Genomic DNA, 16,376 nt, shown 5'->3' on the forward strand with positions numbered 1-16,376 from the left:
GGCTGGCTTCTGCGCGCATTTGACACCTTCACAGAGCGATTTGGCGCAGATTCCGGACATTCCGGATGGGAGGCCTTGCGCGGGCGGGCCGCTTGTGGTTTTTCATCCCGGCTTTGATTTCGGTCAATCGAGGGTGCGGCGTTTTGACGCTCCTCCGGTGGGCCGCTCGCACGGTGCGTGGGAATATGCGTAAATTGCCGGATCAGGGTGCGACATCGTGACCGGGGGCTGAACGGCCCACCGTCAGGAGGCCCCGGCCATCGGCCGGGTGACACGGTGACACCGGCAGGATTTTTTATTTGGACCCGGGGAGCAGGAGTGCGCGGGTCAGACAGGGGGAGCACGGACGTGACACAGTTGGTCAGGCGTCTGAGGACGTTTGCGGCATCGGGCGCCGCGGCGATGACGGGTCTTGCGGCGGCCGCCGGAGAGGCATGGGCAGCCCAGCCGGAGCCGTGGCAGATGGGGCTGCAGCCCGCCGCGTCCGGTGTCATGAGCGATATCCGCTGGTTCAACGATTTCACGCTTGTCATCATCACGGTGATCACGCTGTTCGTGCTGGCGCTGCTGCTGTGGTGCGTGTTCCGCTTCAACGCGAAGGCAAACCCCACCCCGTCGCGTACCTCGCACAACACCATGATCGAGGTGGTCTGGACGCTGGTGCCGATCCTGGTGCTGGTGATGATCTCGATCCCGTCCTTCCGGCTGCTGTACAAGCAGGTCGACGTCCCCGAATACGACATGACCATCAAGGCCACCGGTTATCAGTGGTACTGGGGCTACGAGTATTCCGACGAGGGCATGGAGGAGCTGGCCTTCGATTCGTACATGCTGCGCGGTGAGGACCGTCTGGCGCGGGCCGCCGAACTCAAGCGTCCGGTCGAGGAATATCCGCGTCTTCTGGCCGTCGACAACGAGTTGATCGTACCGGTCGGCAAGGTGGTGCGCATGCAGGTCACCGCCGCCGATGTGCTGCATTCCTTCGCCCTGCCGGCGTTCGGCGTGAAGATCGACGCGGTGCCGGGACGTCTCAACGAGACCTGGTTCAAGGCGGAGCAGACCGGCATCTACTACGGCCAGTGCTCGGAGCTGTGCGGCAAGGACCATGCCTTCATGCCGATCGCGATCCGCGTGGTTGAGGAGGAGCAATTCGCGGCCTGGGCGGAGGCGGCCAAGTCGGACGTGGACGCGGCGACCAAGGCGCTGATGGCCTCCCTGGCGGACGCCAAGACCACGGCGGACGCAGGTGCATCCGATGCGGTTGAAGTGGCGGCCCGCTAAGGTCCGGATTGAGGAATAGCCAGGGCGCGGGGCCTCGCGGTCTCCGCCGCCGATGGAAACAGACGTATCAAAGGGAGCTGGATGATGGCCTATGCAGCGCAGGCGCAGGGCGACCACGACCATCCGACAGGGTGGACGCGCTGGGTCTATTCGACCAACCACAAGGATATCGGTATCCTTTATCTGATCTTCGCGATCATTGCCGGCATCATCGGCGGCGCGCTCAGCGTCGGCATCCGCATGGAGCTGCACGAGCCGGGCATGCAGATCTTCTCCGATCCGCATATGTTCAACGTGTTCACCACCTCCCACGGCCTGATCATGATCTTCTTCATGGTCATGCCGGCCCTGATCGGCGGCTTTGCGAATTTCTTCGTGCCGATCATGATCGGTGCGCCGGACATGGCGTTCCCGCGCATGAACAACATCTCCTTCTGGCTGTTGCCGCCGGCCTTCCTCTTGCTCCTGCTGTCGCTCTTCGTCGATGGCCCGGCAGGTGGCACCGGCGTTGGCGGTGGCTGGACGCTTTACCCGCCGCTGTCGACCTCCGGCCAGCCCGGACCGGCAGTGGACATGGCGATTCTGGCGCTGCATGTCGCCGGCGCCTCGTCGATCCTCGGCGCCATCAACTTCATCACCACCATCTTCAACATGCGCGCCCCGGGCATGACGCTGCACAAGATGCCGCTGTTCGCCTGGTCCGTGCTGGTCACCGCCTTCCTGCTGGTCCTGTCCCTGCCGGTGCTGGCCGGCGGCATCACCATGCTGCTGACCGACCGCAACTTCGGCACGACCTTCTTCGATCCGGCCGGCGGTGGTGACCCGATCCTGTTCCAGCATCTGTTCTGGTTCTTCGGTCACCCGGAAGTGTACATTCTGATCCTGCCGGCCTTCGGCATCGTCAGCCACATCATCTCCACCTTCGCCCGCAAGCCGATCTTCGGCTATCTCGGCATGGCCTACGCCATGGTGGCGATCGGCGTGGTCGGCTTCATCGTCTGGGCCCACCACATGTACACGGTCGGTCTCGACGTCGACACCCAGGCCTATTTCGTCGCGGCGACCATGGTGATCGCGGTGCCGACCGGCGTGAAGATCTTCTCCTGGATCGCCACCATGTGGCAGGGGTCGATCACCTTCAAGACGCCGATGCTGTGGGCGACCGGCTTCATCTTCCTGTTCACCGTCGGCGGCGTCACCGGCGTCCAGCTCGCCAATGCGGGCCTCGACCGGGCGATGCATGACACCTACTACGTGGTGGCGCACTTCCACTACGTGCTGTCGCTGGGTGCGGTGTTCGGCATCTTCGGTGCCTGGTACTACTGGTTCCCGAAGATGTTCGGCTACATGTACAATGAGACCATCGGCAAGGTGCACTTCTGGATCACCTTCATCGGTGTGAACCTGGTGTTCTTCCCGCAGCACTTCCTCGGTCTCGCCGGCATGCCGCGTCGCTATGTCGACTATCCGGATGCGCTGGCCGGCTGGAATGCGGTCTCTTCCTGGGGCTCCTACATCTCCGCCTTCGCCGTTCTTGTGTTCCTGGCGGGTGTTGCCGAGGCCTTCTCCAAGAAGCGGGTCGCTGCGGACAATCCCTGGGGCGAGGGGGCAACGACGCTGGAGTGGACCCTGTCCTCGCCGCCGCCGTACCACCAGTTCGAGACGCTGCCGCGCATTCGCTAGGCGGCTCGGCGGGCGGCCTTCCACCACGGAGAGATCGCCCGCTTCCGAACCAGGCAGCGCCGGATATCTGGCGCGGCCGCAGGCAGGTGAGCATCCTGCCGCCAGGATCGAAACACCGGCACCGCCGGGAAACCGAGAGCAGCCCTCATGTCGCTGGCCGAAATTCGCGAGACATCATTTGAGGAAACCGCCGGTTTCGGCGGCCAGGGCGCCGTCGGCGACTATATCGCGCTGCTGAAGCCGCGGGTGATGTCGCTGGTGATCTTCACCGCGCTGGTTGGTGTGCTGATCGCCCCGGGCAGCCTGCATCCGGTGCTGGCCGCGGTCGCTGTCCTGTGCATCGCGGTGGGTGCCGGCGCCTCCGGTGCGCTCAACATGTGGTACGATGCGGATATCGACCGGGTGATGTCGCGCACCCGCTCCCGCCCCATTCCCGCTGGCCGGATCGAGCCGGGCGAGGCCCTTGCCTTCGGCCTGACGCTCTCCGCCTTTTCCGTCGCCGTGCTGGGCCTTGCGGTCAACTGGCTGGCGGCGGGCCTGCTGGCCTTCACCATCTTCTTCTATGCGGTGGTCTACACCATGTGGCTGAAGCGGGCGACGCCGCACAACATCGTTATTGGCGGTGCGGCCGGTGCCTTTCCGCCGATGATCGGCTGGGCGGCGGTGACCGGTACGGTCACCCTTGAGAGTGTTATTCTGTTCCTGATCATCTTCATGTGGACGCCGCCGCATTTCTGGGCGCTGTCGCTGTTCAAGCGCGGCGACTACGAGGCGGCGCGCATTCCGATGCTGCCGGTGGTCGCCGGCGAGGATGTGACCCGCACCCAGATCCTGGCCTATTCGGTGGCGCTGGCCCCCATCGGCGTGTTGCCGGCGGTGCTTGGCTTCGCCTCGCTGGTCTACGGGATCGCCGCCACGGTGCTGGGCATCGCGTTTGTCTTCTACGCACTGCGGGTCTATCGCCGCCGCGAGGGCGAGGCCGCACGCAAGGCGGCCGTGAGCCTCTTCTCCTTCTCGCTGCTCTATCTGTTCCTGATCTTCTCCTTGCTGTTGGGCGACACGCTGGTGCCCGCCGTCATCGGAGCGATCTGGTCATGACCGGGCAGAACCTTCACGAGGACGGCATTCGCCTGACCGAGGAACAGAAGCGGCGCCAGCGCAGTCGCTCCGTTGCCATTGGTCTGGCGCTCGCCGGGCTCGTCGTGCTGTTTTTCGTCATCACGCTGGTGAAGATGGGGCCCGGTGTTTTCAACCGGCCCTTGTAAGGGGCAGTGATGGTCATGGGTGACAGAAAGCCTTCCGAAGAGCCGGTGGATACCTCCACCCGCATGGCGCGCGCCAATCGGCGGATCGCCATGGCGGTCTGCGGCGGCGTGATGCTGATGGTCGGCGCGGCCTATGCGGCGGTGCCCCTTTACGAGGTCTTCTGCAAGGTGACCGGCTATGGCGGGACCACCCAGCGCGCCGACACGGCAACGGGAGAGATCATCGACCGCAAGATCACCGTGCGGTTCGACGGCAACGTCAACGCGGCGCTGCCCTGGGGCTTCAAGCCGAAGGTGCATGCGGTGACGCTCAGGATGGGCGAGACCGCGCAGATGGCCTATCTGGCCACCAACAAGGGGCCGGCCGCCACCGTGGGCACCTCGGTGTTCAACGTGACGCCCTTTGCCGCCGGGGCCTATTTCAACAAGATCGAATGCTTCTGTTTCACCGAGCAGCCGCTGAAGGCGGGCGAGACGGTGGAGATGCCGGTGCTGTTCTTCATCGATCCGGACATGGACAAGGACGAGCACCTGAAGGACATCAAGGAGATCACCCTCTCCTACACTTTCTTCCCGGCGGAAACGCCGGAAACGCCGGTCGCCGCGCGCGGCACGGCGGAGGGAACACAAAACCAATTGTAGTTGCGCAGCCCGTTTGAACCGGGCTCAACTGATCGGGGGAGACTGCCCATGGCACATGCCAAGAACCACGACTACCATCTCGTCGAGCCGAGCCCCTGGCCGTTTCTCGGCGGCATCGGTGCTTTCATCATGGCCATCGGCGCGGTCGGTCTGTTCCGCTACACCCAGGACCTCGATTTCACCCTCTTCGGCATCGACCTTGCCGGTTGGGGTATCTTCGCCGTCGGCACGCTGGTCGTGCTTTATGTGATGTTCGGCTGGTGGCGCGACACGGTGCGCGAATCCCTTGCCGGCGATCACACACCGGTGGTCCAGCTGCACCTGCGCTACGGCATGTTGCTGTTCATCGCATCGGAAGTGATGTTCTTCGTCGCCTGGTTCTGGGCGTTCTTCGACGCTTCGCTGTTCACCAATGAGGCGCAGCAATTCGCGCGGGTCGAGGTGACCGGCGGTGTCTGGCCACCCGAGGGCATCCAGACCTTCGACCCCTGGCACCTGCCGCTCCTGAACACGCTGATCCTTCTGACCTCGGGCACGACCGTGACCTGGGCGCATCATTCGCTGCTGCACAACGACCGCGACGGTCTGAAGTGGGGTCTGGCGCTGACGGTGCTGCTCGGCGTGCTGTTCTCGCTGCTGCAGGCCTACGAATACAGCCACGCGGCCTTCAGCTTCTCCGGCAGCATCTACGGTTCGACCTTCTTCATGGCCACCGGGTTCCACGGCTTCCATGTGATCGTCGGCACCATCTTCCTGGCCGTTTGCCTGATCCGCGCCATGGCCGGCCAGTTCACGCCGGAAAAGCACTTCGGCTTCGAGGCCGCTGCCTGGTACTGGCATTTCGTCGACGTGGTGTGGCTGTTCCTGTTTGCCTCGATCTACGTCTGGGGTGCCGGAACCCCGGCACACTGACAAGGGAAAGCGGTCCGGCCGCCGTAACGTGGCCGGAAACCTTGGAACCTATCGGGGCCGCGGATCATCCGCGGCCCTTTGCGCGCGCGGCGTCCGGTGGAGCCGCGCATGTGGGGGAGAAGGCAGGAGCGCATGACGCAGGACACAGGCAAACGCGATAAGGCGCACTATCCGCCTCAGGATCCCTTGCGGGTTGGCGTAAAGGGGCGCTGCCCCCGCTGCGGGCAGGGGCGCCTGTTCAAGGGGTTTCTGTCCACCGCCGAGCGCTGCTCCAATTGCGGTCTTGATTTTGACTTCGCCGATTCCGGCGACGGTCCGGCCGTCTTCATCATCATGGCCGTGGGCTTCATCGTCGTTGCCCTGATGCTGGTGGTGGAGATCAGCTTTCGCCCGCCAATCTGGCTGCACATGCTTCTGTGGTTGCCGCTGACGGTGATCCTGGGTCTGGGGCTCTTGCGCCCGCTCAAGGGGGTGATGATCGCTCAGCAATACAAGCACAGCGCCCGGGAGGGGAAGGTTGACGACTGATCCTGTGCCGTCCGCCGCGCCGGGCGCCCTGCGCCGTCTGCTCTGGCCGTTGATCGCCGCGCTTCTGGTGCTGGCGGTGTTGCTGGCGCTGGGAAGCTGGCAGGTGGCGCGGCTGAACTGGAAGCTCGACCTGATCGAGCGGGTGGAGCAGCGGGTGGATGATGCGCCTGTTGCGGCTCCCGGTCCGGCGGAGTGGCCGGCGCTAACCGACGACGGCTGGGACTACCGCCCGGTAAAGGTCACCGGGCGCTTTCTCCCCGGCGAGCTTTACTATTACATCGCGTTGGCCGATCCGAAAGGGCCTCTCGGCGGCCCCGGCTATCTGGTCTATGCGCCGTTTGCCGCGCGCGAGGGCTATGTGGTTCTGGTCAATCGCGGCTTCGTGCCCGACCGGCAGCGCTTGCCGGAAGCTCGGCCCGGCAGTGCCGCGCCGGAAGGGGAACTCACCATCGAAGGGCTGTGGCGGCGCAACGAGCGCGGCAATTTCGCCACCGTCGAGGCGGATGAAAAGTCCGGCATCTGGTTCGTGCGCGAACCTGCGAAGATGGCCGCAAGCCTCGGGGTGGACCGCACCATGCCGGTCGCGCCCTATACAATCGACGCGCGCGCGGCGCTGACGCCGCCGTCCGGACTGCCGCAGGCCGGCGAAACCCTCGTGAGCTTCACCAACAACCACCTACAATACGCGGTGACCTGGTTCGGTCTCGCCGCCGTTCTGGTGGTGATCTTCGTGGTGTTCGCGCGCGGTCAGTTGCGCAAACCCTGAGCGCCTGGACCGGAGCCTGTCCGTCCGGATTCATGAGCGAGCTCGGGAGACCGCGCCAGCGCCCTCCCGAACCGCGAAAAGCCGCCTCAGAGCGCGCTGAGGATTGCCGCAGCGCCGGAGACGGTGGCCTCGCCCGGGGCGTCTTCCACGTTCAGCGCGGTCACCTTGCCGTCCTTGACGATCATGGCATAGCGCTTCGAGCGCAGGCCCATGCCGAAGCCCGAGGCGTCCAGCTCCATGCCGATTGCCTTGGTGAAATCGGCGCTGCCATCGGCGAGGAACAGGATCTTGTCGCCGGCGCCGCTCGCTTTCTGCCAGGCCTCCATGACGAAGACATCGTTGACCGAGACGACGGCGATCTGATCGACGCCCTTGGCGCGGATGGTCTGCGCATGCTCCACGAAGCCCGGCAGGTGGTTGAGGTGGCAGGTCGGGGTGAAGGCGCCGGGCACGGCGAACAGCACCACTGTCTTGCCGGCGAACAGCTCGCCGCTCTTCACCTCGGCCGGGCCGTCGGCACTCATGGTCTTGAAGCTTGCCTCGGGAAGCGTGTCGCCAACCTTGATGGTCATGGGAAAATCTCCGCTATCGGGAAGGGTAGGATCGGGGATAGTCCCCGGGGCCACGAGGTTTGCCGCGCGGCTCTGAGGAGATAGGCATGCGGCCGCCCGCCGTCGAGGTGAAAATTTCATGGACGGCGGATGAAAGCTCAGGGACCGGGAAGGCGGGCGACATCGATCCGGTGCTCCACCGCCGTGCCGCCCGTAACAAGCACCAGCGACAGGGGCTGGCGGCCGCCGGTCTCGGCAAGGCCCCGCGTGGAGAGCGTGAAGCGTACCTGCCCGTCTTCCGTCAGCCCCTCCCGCTTCGGAACGCCATTGTACGAACCGGTCGCGCCATGGGCGAAAAGGTCGGCCTCGACTGCATTGGCCGGCAGTTCGGCGGTGATTGTCAGGGGCGCCGCGCCCTCGCCGCCGGGGCGCCCGCGCACCACCTTGAGAATGCGCGGTGGCATGTCCGTCTGCGGGTGCGGCAGGGCGAGCCGGGCGCGCGCCAGCATCATCCGGTGACCGATATCCGAAGCCGCCAGTGTCTCCTCGGAGACATCGAGCTCAAGGGAGGCTTCGACCGGCACGCAGATATCGCTGCACATGCCGAGCCGGACCAGGGCGTGCAGGGTCGCGGGGGAGGCGGAGGGGACGGGCAGGTCGATGGGCAGAACCACCTGGCGCCTGTAGACAATCGAGGTGGCAAAGCCGTCGTCATACCGCTCCGGGGCCGGAAACCGCAGCCGTGCCCGCGTCGGGTCGAGGCCGGAAGAGGCGGAAAAATCCACCTCGGTCGGGATGCCCGAATCCCCGGGGTACTTCCAGTAGGTGTGCCAACCCGGATCAAGGTGAATTTCCAGGCCGATATCGGCGGTTCCGGCGCCGGCATCCACACCGGCTGAGATCAGCCTGAGCTTGCCGCCGGTGACCTCCTGCCAGGGGCTCTCGCCGGCAAGCGCGCCCATGGGCCCCCAAAGGGCGCACAGGGCGAGAAAAAAGCTGCGGATCATCATCCGGACGGGCATGGCGATTTGGTCTTTCGTGTCGGGCAGGCGCTGGCCCGGATCGTAGGGGGATCGGGTGGCGGGCGCCAAGAAAAAGCTTCGTGATCGCGCCGCCGCCGCGCGCGGTGACAGGGCGGTGACGGGATTGTGTCCCGACCCTGCGGTTCACAAGTGCCCGCGAGAAGCGTAATCTGGAATGAATTCAGATCTGTGGCTTGAGCGCGCAAGGCGCTGGAAAGGCGGGAACGAAGGATCATGCAGAGCGGGCAACCGGACGACACCTCCCTGACGGGGCAATTGCTGATCGCCATGCCGCAGATGGAAGACGAACGCTTTGCCCATGCCGTCATCTATCTGTGCGCGCATTCGCCGGAAGGGGCGATGGGCATCATCCTCAACCAGCAGGCATCGAGCCTCTCCTTCCCCGATCTGTTGCGGCAGCTGGACATCATTCCTGAAGAAGGGGATATCGTGTTGCCGGAGCCAGCCGACCGGATGCAGGTGCATCGCGGCGGGCCGGTGGAGACCGGACGCGGCTTCGTGCTGCATACCGGCGATTTCTTCATCGACAACTCGACCCTGGCGATCCAGGACGGCATCTGCCTCACCGCGACCCTCGATATCCTGCGGGCGATTGCCGAAGGGCGCGGCCCCAGACAGGCGATGCTGGCACTTGGTTACGCCGGCTGGGGTGCCGGACAGTTGGAGACCGAAATTCAGGCCAATGGCTGGATCACCGGCCCGGCGGACAGCGCCATCATCTTTGATGAGACGATCGACAACAAATGGGATCGGGCGCTTGCCAAGATGGGCATCTCCTCGGGGATGCTGTCGCGTGAGGCGGGGCACGCCTGAGCCGGTCATCCGGCCGTCCGCGTCCGATCGCCGCAAATGCACGGCGCGCGCATGGGAAATGCGGCTGCCGCCGATGCCGGCGCGTCGCATCTCGCTTGCCCGCCTATTCCCGGACCGTTAGGGTGCGCAATGGGATGCGCTTCGGTCAGGCAGGGGCCGCGCTTGGATTTCGGCGTTGATGATGCTCATGCCAGGGGCAGACCCGCTTGGTAAATTCTGGCGGATGGATTTCCGCGCCGATGAACGTCGGACGTGCGTCCAAGCCTGCTGTCTCATGTGCGGATGGCTATGCCGCAAGCTTGCGAAACGGGCGGGAGACGCCTCGGGCCGTGGGGTCCGGCAAAAAGATCACGTGGCTTGCCGGAGCGCCGGCAGGACACGAAACACAACGCATTAAAGGAAGTCCTCACGTGAAATATGTCAGTACGAGAGGCGAGGCTCCGGTTCTCGGATTTTCAGATGTTCTCCTGACCGGGCTGGCCGCCGATGGCGGGCTTTACGTGCCCCAGTCCTGGCCCCGGCTTGAGCCTGAGACGATTGCCGGGTTCGCCGGGCAGTCCTATGCCGAGGTCGCCGAGACCGTGATTGCCCCCTTCGTTGGCGCTGACATCGAACGCGGCGCGCTGCGGTCGATGATCCGCGAGGCCTATGCCGGCTTCCGGCATCCGGCGGTGACGCCGCTGGTGCAGATCGCACCCCAGCGCTTCGTGCTTGAGCTGTTTCATGGGCCGACGCTGGCCTTCAAGGATGTGGCCATGCAGTTGCTCGGGCGGCTGATGGATCACGTTCTGGCCGAGCGCGGTGGCCGGGCGACCATCGTCGGGGCAACCTCGGGGGATACCGGCGGCGCGGCAATCGAGGCGTTTCGCGGGCGTGAGCGGACCGATGTCTTCATCCTCTTCCCCGACGGCCGGGTCTCCGATGTGCAGCGCCGGCAGATGACGACGCCGGCCGAGGCGAATGTTCATACGCTGGCCCTGACCGGCACTTTCGATGACTGCCAGACGATCCTCAAGGAGATGTTCGGCAACACCGCCTTCCGCGACAAGGTGCATCTGGCCGGGGTCAACTCCATCAACTGGGCGCGGATCGTCGCGCAGGTTGTCTATTATTTTGTCGCCGGCGCCGCGCTCGGTGCGCCGCACCGGCCGATCTCCTTCACCGTGCCGACCGGCAATTTCGGCGATATCTTCGCCGCCTATGTGGCCAAGCGCATGGGGCTGCCGATCGAGCGGCTGGTGATTGCCACCAATGCCAATGACATTCTGGTGCGCACCCTGGAGGAAGGGCGGTACGAGACCCGGGGCGTTTCGCCGACCATCTCGCCGTCGATGGATATTCAGATCTCCTCCAATTTCGAACGCCTGCTGTTCGAGGTTCACGACCGGGATGGCGCTAGCGTGCGCCAGCTCATGGGGCGGCTCTCCCAGTCCGGCGGCTTCACCCTCGATGGGCCGGCCTTGGAGCGGATCCGCGCCGAGTTCGATGCCGGGCGCTGCGACGAGGCGGCGACGGCGAAGACCATCGAGCGAACGCTGGCGGAAGCCGGCTACCTCCTGGATCCGCATACGGCGACCGGCGTCAAGGTGGCCGAGGAGCACGGCGAGACGGCAACGCCGATGGTGATCCTGGGCACGGCCCATCCGGCCAAGTTCCCCGATGCCGTCGAGGCCGCCTGCGGCCGGCGGCCGGAGCTGCCGCCCAGGCTGCAGCCGATGATGAGCGCGCCGGAGCGGTTCAAGCCGCTGCCCGCCGACCGCGCGGCCGTCGAGGCGCATATTCTCGATCAGGCCCGCGCCGCCCACGCTGAGGAGGTGTCCTGATGGAGGCACGCGTCACCCGGCTTGCCAATGGAATGACGGTTGTCACCGACCGGATGCCACATTTGCGCACCGCCGCGCTCGGGGTCTGGGTCGGTACCGGGTCACGCTCGGAACTGCCGGAGCAGAACGGTATCACCCATCTGCTCGAACATATGGCGTTCAAGGGTACCCACAGCCGGTCGGCCCGGCAGATCGCCGAGGAGATCGAGGCGGTCGGTGGTGAGTTGAACGCCTCCACCAGTGTCGAGCACACCAACTACCACGCCCGGGTGCTGGCCGAGGATGTGCCGCTGGCGGTGGAGCTGATCGCCGACATCTTGCAGAATTCGGTGTTCGACCCGGAGGAATTGGCGCGCGAGAAGCACGTGATCCTGCAGGAGATCGGCGCCGCCCACGACACGCCGGACGACAAGGTGTTCGACCTGTTCCAGGAAACCGCCTGGTCCAATCAGGCAATCGGCCGGCCGATCCTGGGGACGCCGGAAACCGTGCTGTCGTTCCGCCCCGAGGACCTGCGAACCTATCTGTCGGAGCGCTATTCCGCACCGGAACTGGTGCTGTCGGCGGCCGGCGCAGTGGAGCATGAGGCCATCGTTGCTCTGGCCGAACAGCACTTCTCCGGCCTGCCCGACCGCCCGGCGTCGCAGGCCAGCGGTGCGGTTTACACCGGCGGCACCAGCCATGTTGAGCGCGACCTTCTTGAGGTGCAGCTCGTGCTCGGCTTCGAAGGCAAGCCCTATCGCGCGCCGGATTATTACGCGGTGCAGGTTCTTGCCTCGGTGATGGGCGGGGGCATGTCCTCACGCCTGTTCCAGGAAATCCGCGAGCGGCGCGGCCTGTGCTACGCGATCTACGCCTTCCACTGGGCATTTCAGGATTCGGGCCTGTTCGGGGTCCACGCGGCCACCGGCGAGGAGGACATCGACGAGCTGTTCCCGGTTCTGGTCGATGAACTCGGCCAGGCGGCGCAGACCATCGAGCAGGCGGATGTGGACCGGTCCAAGGCGCAGATTCGCGCCGGCCTGATGATGTCGCTGGAAAGCCCGGCCGCGCGAGCGGGGCAGATCGCCCGCCAGTTGATGATCCATGGCCATGTGCTGACGCCTGAGGAAATCCAGGCACGCATCGACAAGGTGACGCTTGAGCGGTTGCGGTCGGTGGCGGCGGAGACCTTCGCCGGTGCGCCGACCATTTCGGTCGTCGGGCCGCCCAGCGTCAAGCTGCAGGCCTCGCAGGTGTCCGCCCGGCTCAACGGTGAGGCCGCACAGGCGGTGGGGGGCTGAACGGCCGGTCGGTGGCATCTTGGCGCCGATGTGACAGAGTAGGTGGGTTCCCCGGCATTTGCCGGGCGCGGACAGCGGTCCGGCGACGGCAGGCGGATCGGGGGCGAGGCGGGGATCGCGATGGTCTTCTTGCGTGGTTTCGGCGGTGGGGAAGACGGACGGCGATTGTTCGCTGACGGGGTCTGGCTGCGCGCGCCCCAGCCGGGAGACTTTCCCGAATGGTCGGGCTTGCGGGAGCAGAGCCGGAACTTTCTCCAGCCCTGGGAGCCGCTCTGGCCGCGCGATGAACTGACGCGGGGCTCGTTCCGCCGGCGGCTGCGTCGTCATGCTCGGGAAATGCGCGAGGACCGGTCCTTTCCCTTCTTCATTTTTCGCAGCGGCGACGACCGGTTGCTCGGCGGGGCGACCCTGTCCAACATCCGCCGCGGCGTGGCGCAGACCTGTTCGCTGGGCTATTGGATGGGCGAACCCTATGCCGGTCAGGGCTACATGAGCCGGGCGGTGACCGCGCTGTTGGCCTTCGCCTATTCGGATCTGAACCTGCACCGGGTCGAGGCGGCCTGTCTGCCGCACAACGGCCCATCGATCCGTCTCCTCCAAAAAGCCGGATTTGAGAGAGAAGGCTACGCGCGCGGGTATCTGCGCATCGCCGGCGAGTGGCAGGATCACCTGCTGTTCGCGAAACTGGCCGGTGATCCGGAAGCCTCCGGGAGCCGTCTGGAGGAGCCCGCGGAGCTCAATGCCTCCATATGTTCCGCGGCCACGATGACGTGGCGCGGCCAGAAAGAAACCTTGTGAGATGGTGCCGATGCCGATATGTCTCCGGCACGTCTTGAAAGCCGAAATTGAGTGGGTCGTGCGGTTGCGTGTTCTGAGTCTGCTGTTTGTTACCCTCCTGACTTGGCTCACCTTTGTCGCGCCGGGCGCGGCGCTGGAGGCGGTGGAGGTGCCGGCCGCAGCCGATGCGATCGACCTGACCGGAGCGGTCGAACTCTACCCGGGCGCGGGACCGCAGCTTCAGGTGTCCACGGCGCCGGGCGCCGACGGCATCGTGCGGCGGATCGAGGTCAATTCCCGCGACAGCGCCAACACCAGCTGGGCCGTCTTCGCTCTGTCCAATCCGGGCGATGAACAGATCGACCGGCTGATCGTCGCGCCGTTTTTCCAGCTTGTCGGCTCTCACCTGATCTGGCCGGATCTCGGTTCCTCGCGCATCGCCTCGATCACCCCGAGCCAGGGCATCGCGCCGGAGCGTCAGTCGAGCCAGGAGGCGGATGTCTTCCTGGTGACGCTCGATCCCGGGGCGGTGGTCACCTACGTGGTGGAAATGCGCAGCGATGCGCTGCCGCAGATCCGCCTGTGGGAGCCGGATGTCTACAAGGACACGGTCAACGCCTACACCCTCTACCGGGGCATCATCCTTGGCATTTCCGGCCTTCTGGCGCTGTTTCTGACCATCCTGTTCGTGGTCAAGGGAACGATCATGTTCCCGGCGACCGCCGTTCTGGCCTGGTCGGTCCTGTCCTACCTGACCATCGACTTCGGCTTCTGGAACAAGGTGTTGCAGATCACGCCGGGCGAGGAACAGCTCTACCGGGCCTGCGCCGAGGTGGCGCTGGCCGCCAGCCTGATCATCTTCCTTTACGCCTATCTCAATCTCAACCGCTGGCACATCCGCTACAGCCATTTGGCGCTGGTGACCCTGATCCTGGTGCTCGGCCTGCTCGGCGTTGCCGTCTGGGACCCGTCGGTCGCCGCCGGCATCGCGCGGATTTCGCTGGGCATCATCGGCATTCTCGGCTTCGCGGTGATCGCCGCCCTGGCCGTTCAGGGCTATGACCGGGCGATCATGCTGGTGCCGACCTGGATCCTGCTGCTGGCCTGGGAGGTCGGCGCGGTGATGACCGTGACCGGGGCGCTGGCCAATGACATCGTCCAGCCGGCGCTGGCCGGCGGGCTCGTGCTGATCGTGCTGTTGATCGGTTTCACGGTGATGCAGCACGCCTTTGCCGGCGGCGCCATCGCCCAGGGGCTGATTTCCGATGTGGAGCGCCGGGCGCTGGCCCAGACCGGATCTGGCGACATCATCTGGGACTGGGACATCGACCGGGACCGGATTTCCACCGGCAACGAGGTGGAGGACCTGCTCGGCCTGAAGCACGGCGTCCTGGAAGGACCGGCCCGCGACTGGCTCGACATCCTGCATCCGCAGGACCGGGATACCTTCCGCGGCACCCTGGATGCGGTGATCGACCAGCGCCGGGGCCGGATCTCGCAAGCCTTCCGCCTGCGCTCCGAGGACGGGCATTTCCGCTGGTTCCGTCTGCGCGCCCGGCCGATCGTCGGCTCGGATGGCGAGGTGATCCGCTGCGTCGGCACGCTGCTCGATATCACCGATCAGAAGGTGACCGAGGAACGTTTGCTGCATGACGCGGTGCATGACAATCTCACCGGCCTGCCGAACCGCGAATTGTTCATGGATCGGCTGTCGGCGGCGCTGGCCCGTGCCAGGGCCGAGGGCCTCGGCCGTCCTTCGGTGCTGTTGATCGACCTTGATCGGTTCAAGCAGGTCAATGATTCCATCGGACTGTCCGCCGGCGACAGCATTCTTCTGACCATTGCCCGGCGCCTGTCGCGGCAGTTGAAGCCGCAGGACGCCCTGTCACGGATTGGCGGTGACACCTACGCGCTGCTGCTTCTGTCGGAACAATCGGCGGATCGGGTCGCGACCTTCGCCGATGCGGTGCGACGGGCCGTGCGCTCGCCGATCACCTTCGGCGACCAGGAAGTGTTCCTGACCGCCTCGGTGGGCGTGGCGATCTATGAGGACGAGGGGGTCTCCGCCGCCGATCAGGTTCGCGAGGCCGACATGGCGATGAACCACGCCAAGCGGATGGGCGGCGACCGGGTCGAGGTGTTCCGCCCGACCCTGCAGGGCGAGGGGGCCAATCGGCTGGAGCTTGAGGCCGACCTGCGCAAGGCGCTGAAGACCGACGGCATCTCCGTCTTCTACCAGCCGATCGTTCGCCTGGCGGACCGTTCGATCGCCGGCTTCGAGGTGTTGGCCCGCTGGAACCACCCGAGCCGTGGCGCGATCTCCCCTCTGGAGTTCATCCCGGTGGCCGAGCAATCCGGCCTGATCAACGAGCTGGGGATGTTCGTGCTTGACCGGGGCGCGCGCCAGCTCTCCGACTGGCAGTCGAATTTCCGCTTGCCGGTGCCGCTGTTCGTCAGCGTCAATATTTCCTCGCGGCAACTGCTGCGGCACGATCTGATCAACGACGTCAAGGCGGTGCTGTCCCGCTCGGCGCTGGCGCCGGGGACGCTCAAGCTGGAGCTGACCGAATCCGTGGTGATGGCCAATCCGGAGTATTCGGCGAAGATGCTGGAACGGCTGCGCGCGTTGGGCGCGGGCCTCTCCCTCGACGACTTCGGTACGGGCTATTCCTCGCTCAGCTATCTGCAGCGCTTCCGCTTCGACACCATCAAGGTCGATCAGTCCTTCGTGCGGCCGAACGGGCGCAGCGCCCGCCCGGTGATCCTGCGCTCCATCATTGCCCTTGGTCACGATCTGGGCATGCAGGTGGTGGCCGAAGGGGCGGAGAGCGAATCCGACTCGCTCGAGCTGCATCAACTCGGCTGCGAATACGCGCAAGGCTTCCTGTTCGGCCAGCCGATGGAGGCGGCCCAGGCAACCAAGCTGCTGGAAGCGGAAATGGCCAGCCTGCACGGCTGAAGCTGACAAAGCGGCGGGATCGGCGAGGGCACCGTTGCCGGTGCCTCGCG

At 65.5% G+C, this 16,376-nt stretch carries 15 protein-coding genes; 13 read left to right on the plus strand and 2 right to left on the minus strand.

What is annotated here, in order from left to right; all coding sequences use genetic code 11:
* The first annotated feature begins 402 nt into the window (after positions 1-402).
* The 8 genes from coxB (at position 403) to IEV83_RS09620 (ending at position 7,077) form a co-directional block, all read left to right on the plus strand.
* Entirely contained in the window at positions 403-1,281 is an 879-nt protein-coding gene (coxB, locus tag IEV83_RS09585; RefSeq protein ID WP_181760213.1) for a cytochrome c oxidase subunit II, read from the plus strand.
* Positions 1,282-1,365: 84 nt separating this feature from the next.
* Positions 1,366-2,964 carry a cytochrome c oxidase subunit I gene (gene ctaD, locus IEV83_RS09590; RefSeq protein ID WP_181760212.1) on the plus strand — a complete coding sequence of 533 codons (1,599 nt, stop codon included), beginning with the start codon at positions 1,366-1,368 and terminating at the stop codon, positions 2,962-2,964.
* Between the two features lie 147 nt (positions 2,965-3,111).
* Complete coding sequence (locus IEV83_RS09595) at positions 3,112-4,062, plus strand: heme o synthase (RefSeq protein WP_181760211.1); 951 nt, start codon at positions 3,112-3,114, stop codon at positions 4,060-4,062.
* Positions 4,059-4,229 carry a cytochrome c oxidase system small membrane protein gene (locus tag IEV83_RS09600; RefSeq protein WP_181760210.1) on the plus strand — a complete coding sequence of 57 codons (171 nt, stop codon included), beginning with the start codon at positions 4,059-4,061 and terminating at the stop codon, positions 4,227-4,229. Before IEV83_RS09595 ends, IEV83_RS09600 begins: the two co-directional genes overlap by 4 nt.
* A 15-nt stretch (positions 4,230-4,244) precedes the next feature.
* Entirely contained in the window at positions 4,245-4,871 is a 627-nt protein-coding gene (locus IEV83_RS09605) for a cytochrome c oxidase assembly protein (RefSeq protein ID WP_209003069.1), read from the plus strand.
* Positions 4,872-4,919: 48 nt separating this feature from the next.
* The gene (locus tag IEV83_RS09610; RefSeq protein WP_371873427.1) at positions 4,920-5,783 is read left to right on the plus strand and encodes a cytochrome c oxidase subunit 3; all 864 of its coding nucleotides are present in this window, start codon (positions 4,920-4,922) and stop codon (positions 5,781-5,783) included.
* Positions 5,784-5,915: 132 nt separating this feature from the next.
* A complete protein-coding gene (locus IEV83_RS09615) occupies positions 5,916-6,311 on the plus strand; it encodes a DUF983 domain-containing protein (protein ID WP_181760209.1) in 396 nt (131 codons plus the stop codon).
* Entirely contained in the window at positions 6,301-7,077 is a 777-nt protein-coding gene (locus IEV83_RS09620; RefSeq protein WP_181760208.1) for an SURF1 family protein, read from the plus strand. The genes IEV83_RS09615 and IEV83_RS09620 overlap by 11 nt, the downstream gene beginning before the upstream one ends.
* A gap of 86 nt (positions 7,078-7,163) precedes the next feature.
* Here the strand turns inward: IEV83_RS09620 and IEV83_RS09625 are convergent, their stop codons facing one another.
* Together IEV83_RS09625 and IEV83_RS09630 are read right to left on the minus strand one after the other, a co-directional pair.
* Entirely contained in the window at positions 7,164-7,649 is a 486-nt protein-coding gene (locus IEV83_RS09625) for a peroxiredoxin (protein WP_181760207.1), read from the minus strand.
* Positions 7,650-7,786: 137 nt separating this feature from the next.
* Positions 7,787-8,719 carry a protein-disulfide reductase DsbD domain-containing protein gene (locus tag IEV83_RS09630; protein ID WP_181760206.1) on the minus strand — a complete coding sequence of 311 codons (933 nt, stop codon included), beginning with the start codon at positions 8,717-8,719 and terminating at the stop codon, positions 7,787-7,789.
* 165 nt (positions 8,720-8,884) lie between these two features.
* Between IEV83_RS09630 and IEV83_RS09635 the strand changes: the two genes are divergently transcribed.
* The 5 genes from IEV83_RS09635 to IEV83_RS09655 all read left to right on the plus strand — a co-directional run bounded on the left by IEV83_RS09635 (position 8,885) and on the right by IEV83_RS09655 (position 16,326).
* The gene (locus tag IEV83_RS09635; protein ID WP_181760205.1) at positions 8,885-9,484 is read left to right on the plus strand and encodes a YqgE/AlgH family protein; all 600 of its coding nucleotides are present in this window, start codon (positions 8,885-8,887) and stop codon (positions 9,482-9,484) included.
* A gap of 410 nt (positions 9,485-9,894) precedes the next feature.
* Positions 9,895-11,307, plus strand: coding sequence for a threonine synthase (gene thrC / locus IEV83_RS09640; protein ID WP_181760204.1), 1,413 nt, complete (start codon positions 9,895-9,897; stop codon positions 11,305-11,307).
* Entirely contained in the window at positions 11,307-12,590 is a 1,284-nt protein-coding gene (locus IEV83_RS09645; protein WP_181760203.1) for a M16 family metallopeptidase, read from the plus strand. Before thrC ends, IEV83_RS09645 begins: the two co-directional genes overlap by 1 nt.
* Before the next feature lie 120 nt (positions 12,591-12,710).
* Positions 12,711-13,388 carry a GNAT family N-acetyltransferase gene (locus IEV83_RS09650; RefSeq protein WP_181760202.1) on the plus strand — a complete coding sequence of 226 codons (678 nt, stop codon included), beginning with the start codon at positions 12,711-12,713 and terminating at the stop codon, positions 13,386-13,388.
* 10 nt (positions 13,389-13,398) lie between these two features.
* Complete coding sequence (locus IEV83_RS09655; RefSeq protein ID WP_209003342.1) at positions 13,399-16,326, plus strand: EAL domain-containing protein; 2,928 nt, start codon at positions 13,399-13,401, stop codon at positions 16,324-16,326.
* The last annotated feature ends 50 nt before the right edge of the window (positions 16,327-16,376 follow it).

This window comes from Stappia taiwanensis (assembly GCF_014635285.1).
Lineage (GTDB): Bacteria > Pseudomonadota > Alphaproteobacteria > Rhizobiales > Stappiaceae > Stappia > Stappia taiwanensis.

Excerpts from the sequence above, each read along its gene's own strand:
- coxB (WP_181760213.1), top strand. The coding sequence starts at position 403 with ATGACGGGTCTTGCGGCGGCCGCCGGAGAGGCATGGGCAGCCCAGCCG.
- IEV83_RS09610 (WP_371873427.1), top strand. The coding sequence starts at position 4,920 with ATGGCACATGCCAAGAACCACGACTACCATCTCGTCGAGCCGAGCCCC.
- IEV83_RS09600 (WP_181760210.1), top strand. The coding sequence starts at position 4,059 with ATGACCGGGCAGAACCTTCACGAGGACGGCATTCGCCTGACCGAGGAA.
- IEV83_RS09645 (WP_181760203.1), top strand. The coding sequence starts at position 11,307 with ATGGAGGCACGCGTCACCCGGCTTGCCAATGGAATGACGGTTGTCACC.
- IEV83_RS09625 (WP_181760207.1), bottom strand. The coding sequence starts at position 7,649 with ATGACCATCAAGGTTGGCGACACGCTTCCCGAGGCAAGCTTCAAGACC.
- IEV83_RS09605 (WP_209003069.1), top strand. The coding sequence starts at position 4,245 with ATGGGTGACAGAAAGCCTTCCGAAGAGCCGGTGGATACCTCCACCCGC.
- IEV83_RS09650 (WP_181760202.1), top strand. The coding sequence starts at position 12,711 with ATGGTCTTCTTGCGTGGTTTCGGCGGTGGGGAAGACGGACGGCGATTG.
- IEV83_RS09635 (WP_181760205.1), top strand. The coding sequence starts at position 8,885 with ATGCAGAGCGGGCAACCGGACGACACCTCCCTGACGGGGCAATTGCTG.
- ctaD (WP_181760212.1), top strand. The coding sequence starts at position 1,366 with ATGGCCTATGCAGCGCAGGCGCAGGGCGACCACGACCATCCGACAGGG.
- IEV83_RS09615 (WP_181760209.1), top strand. The coding sequence starts at position 5,916 with ATGACGCAGGACACAGGCAAACGCGATAAGGCGCACTATCCGCCTCAG.
- IEV83_RS09655 (WP_209003342.1), top strand. The coding sequence starts at position 13,399 with ATGCCGATATGTCTCCGGCACGTCTTGAAAGCCGAAATTGAGTGGGTC.
- IEV83_RS09595 (WP_181760211.1), top strand. The coding sequence starts at position 3,112 with ATGTCGCTGGCCGAAATTCGCGAGACATCATTTGAGGAAACCGCCGGT.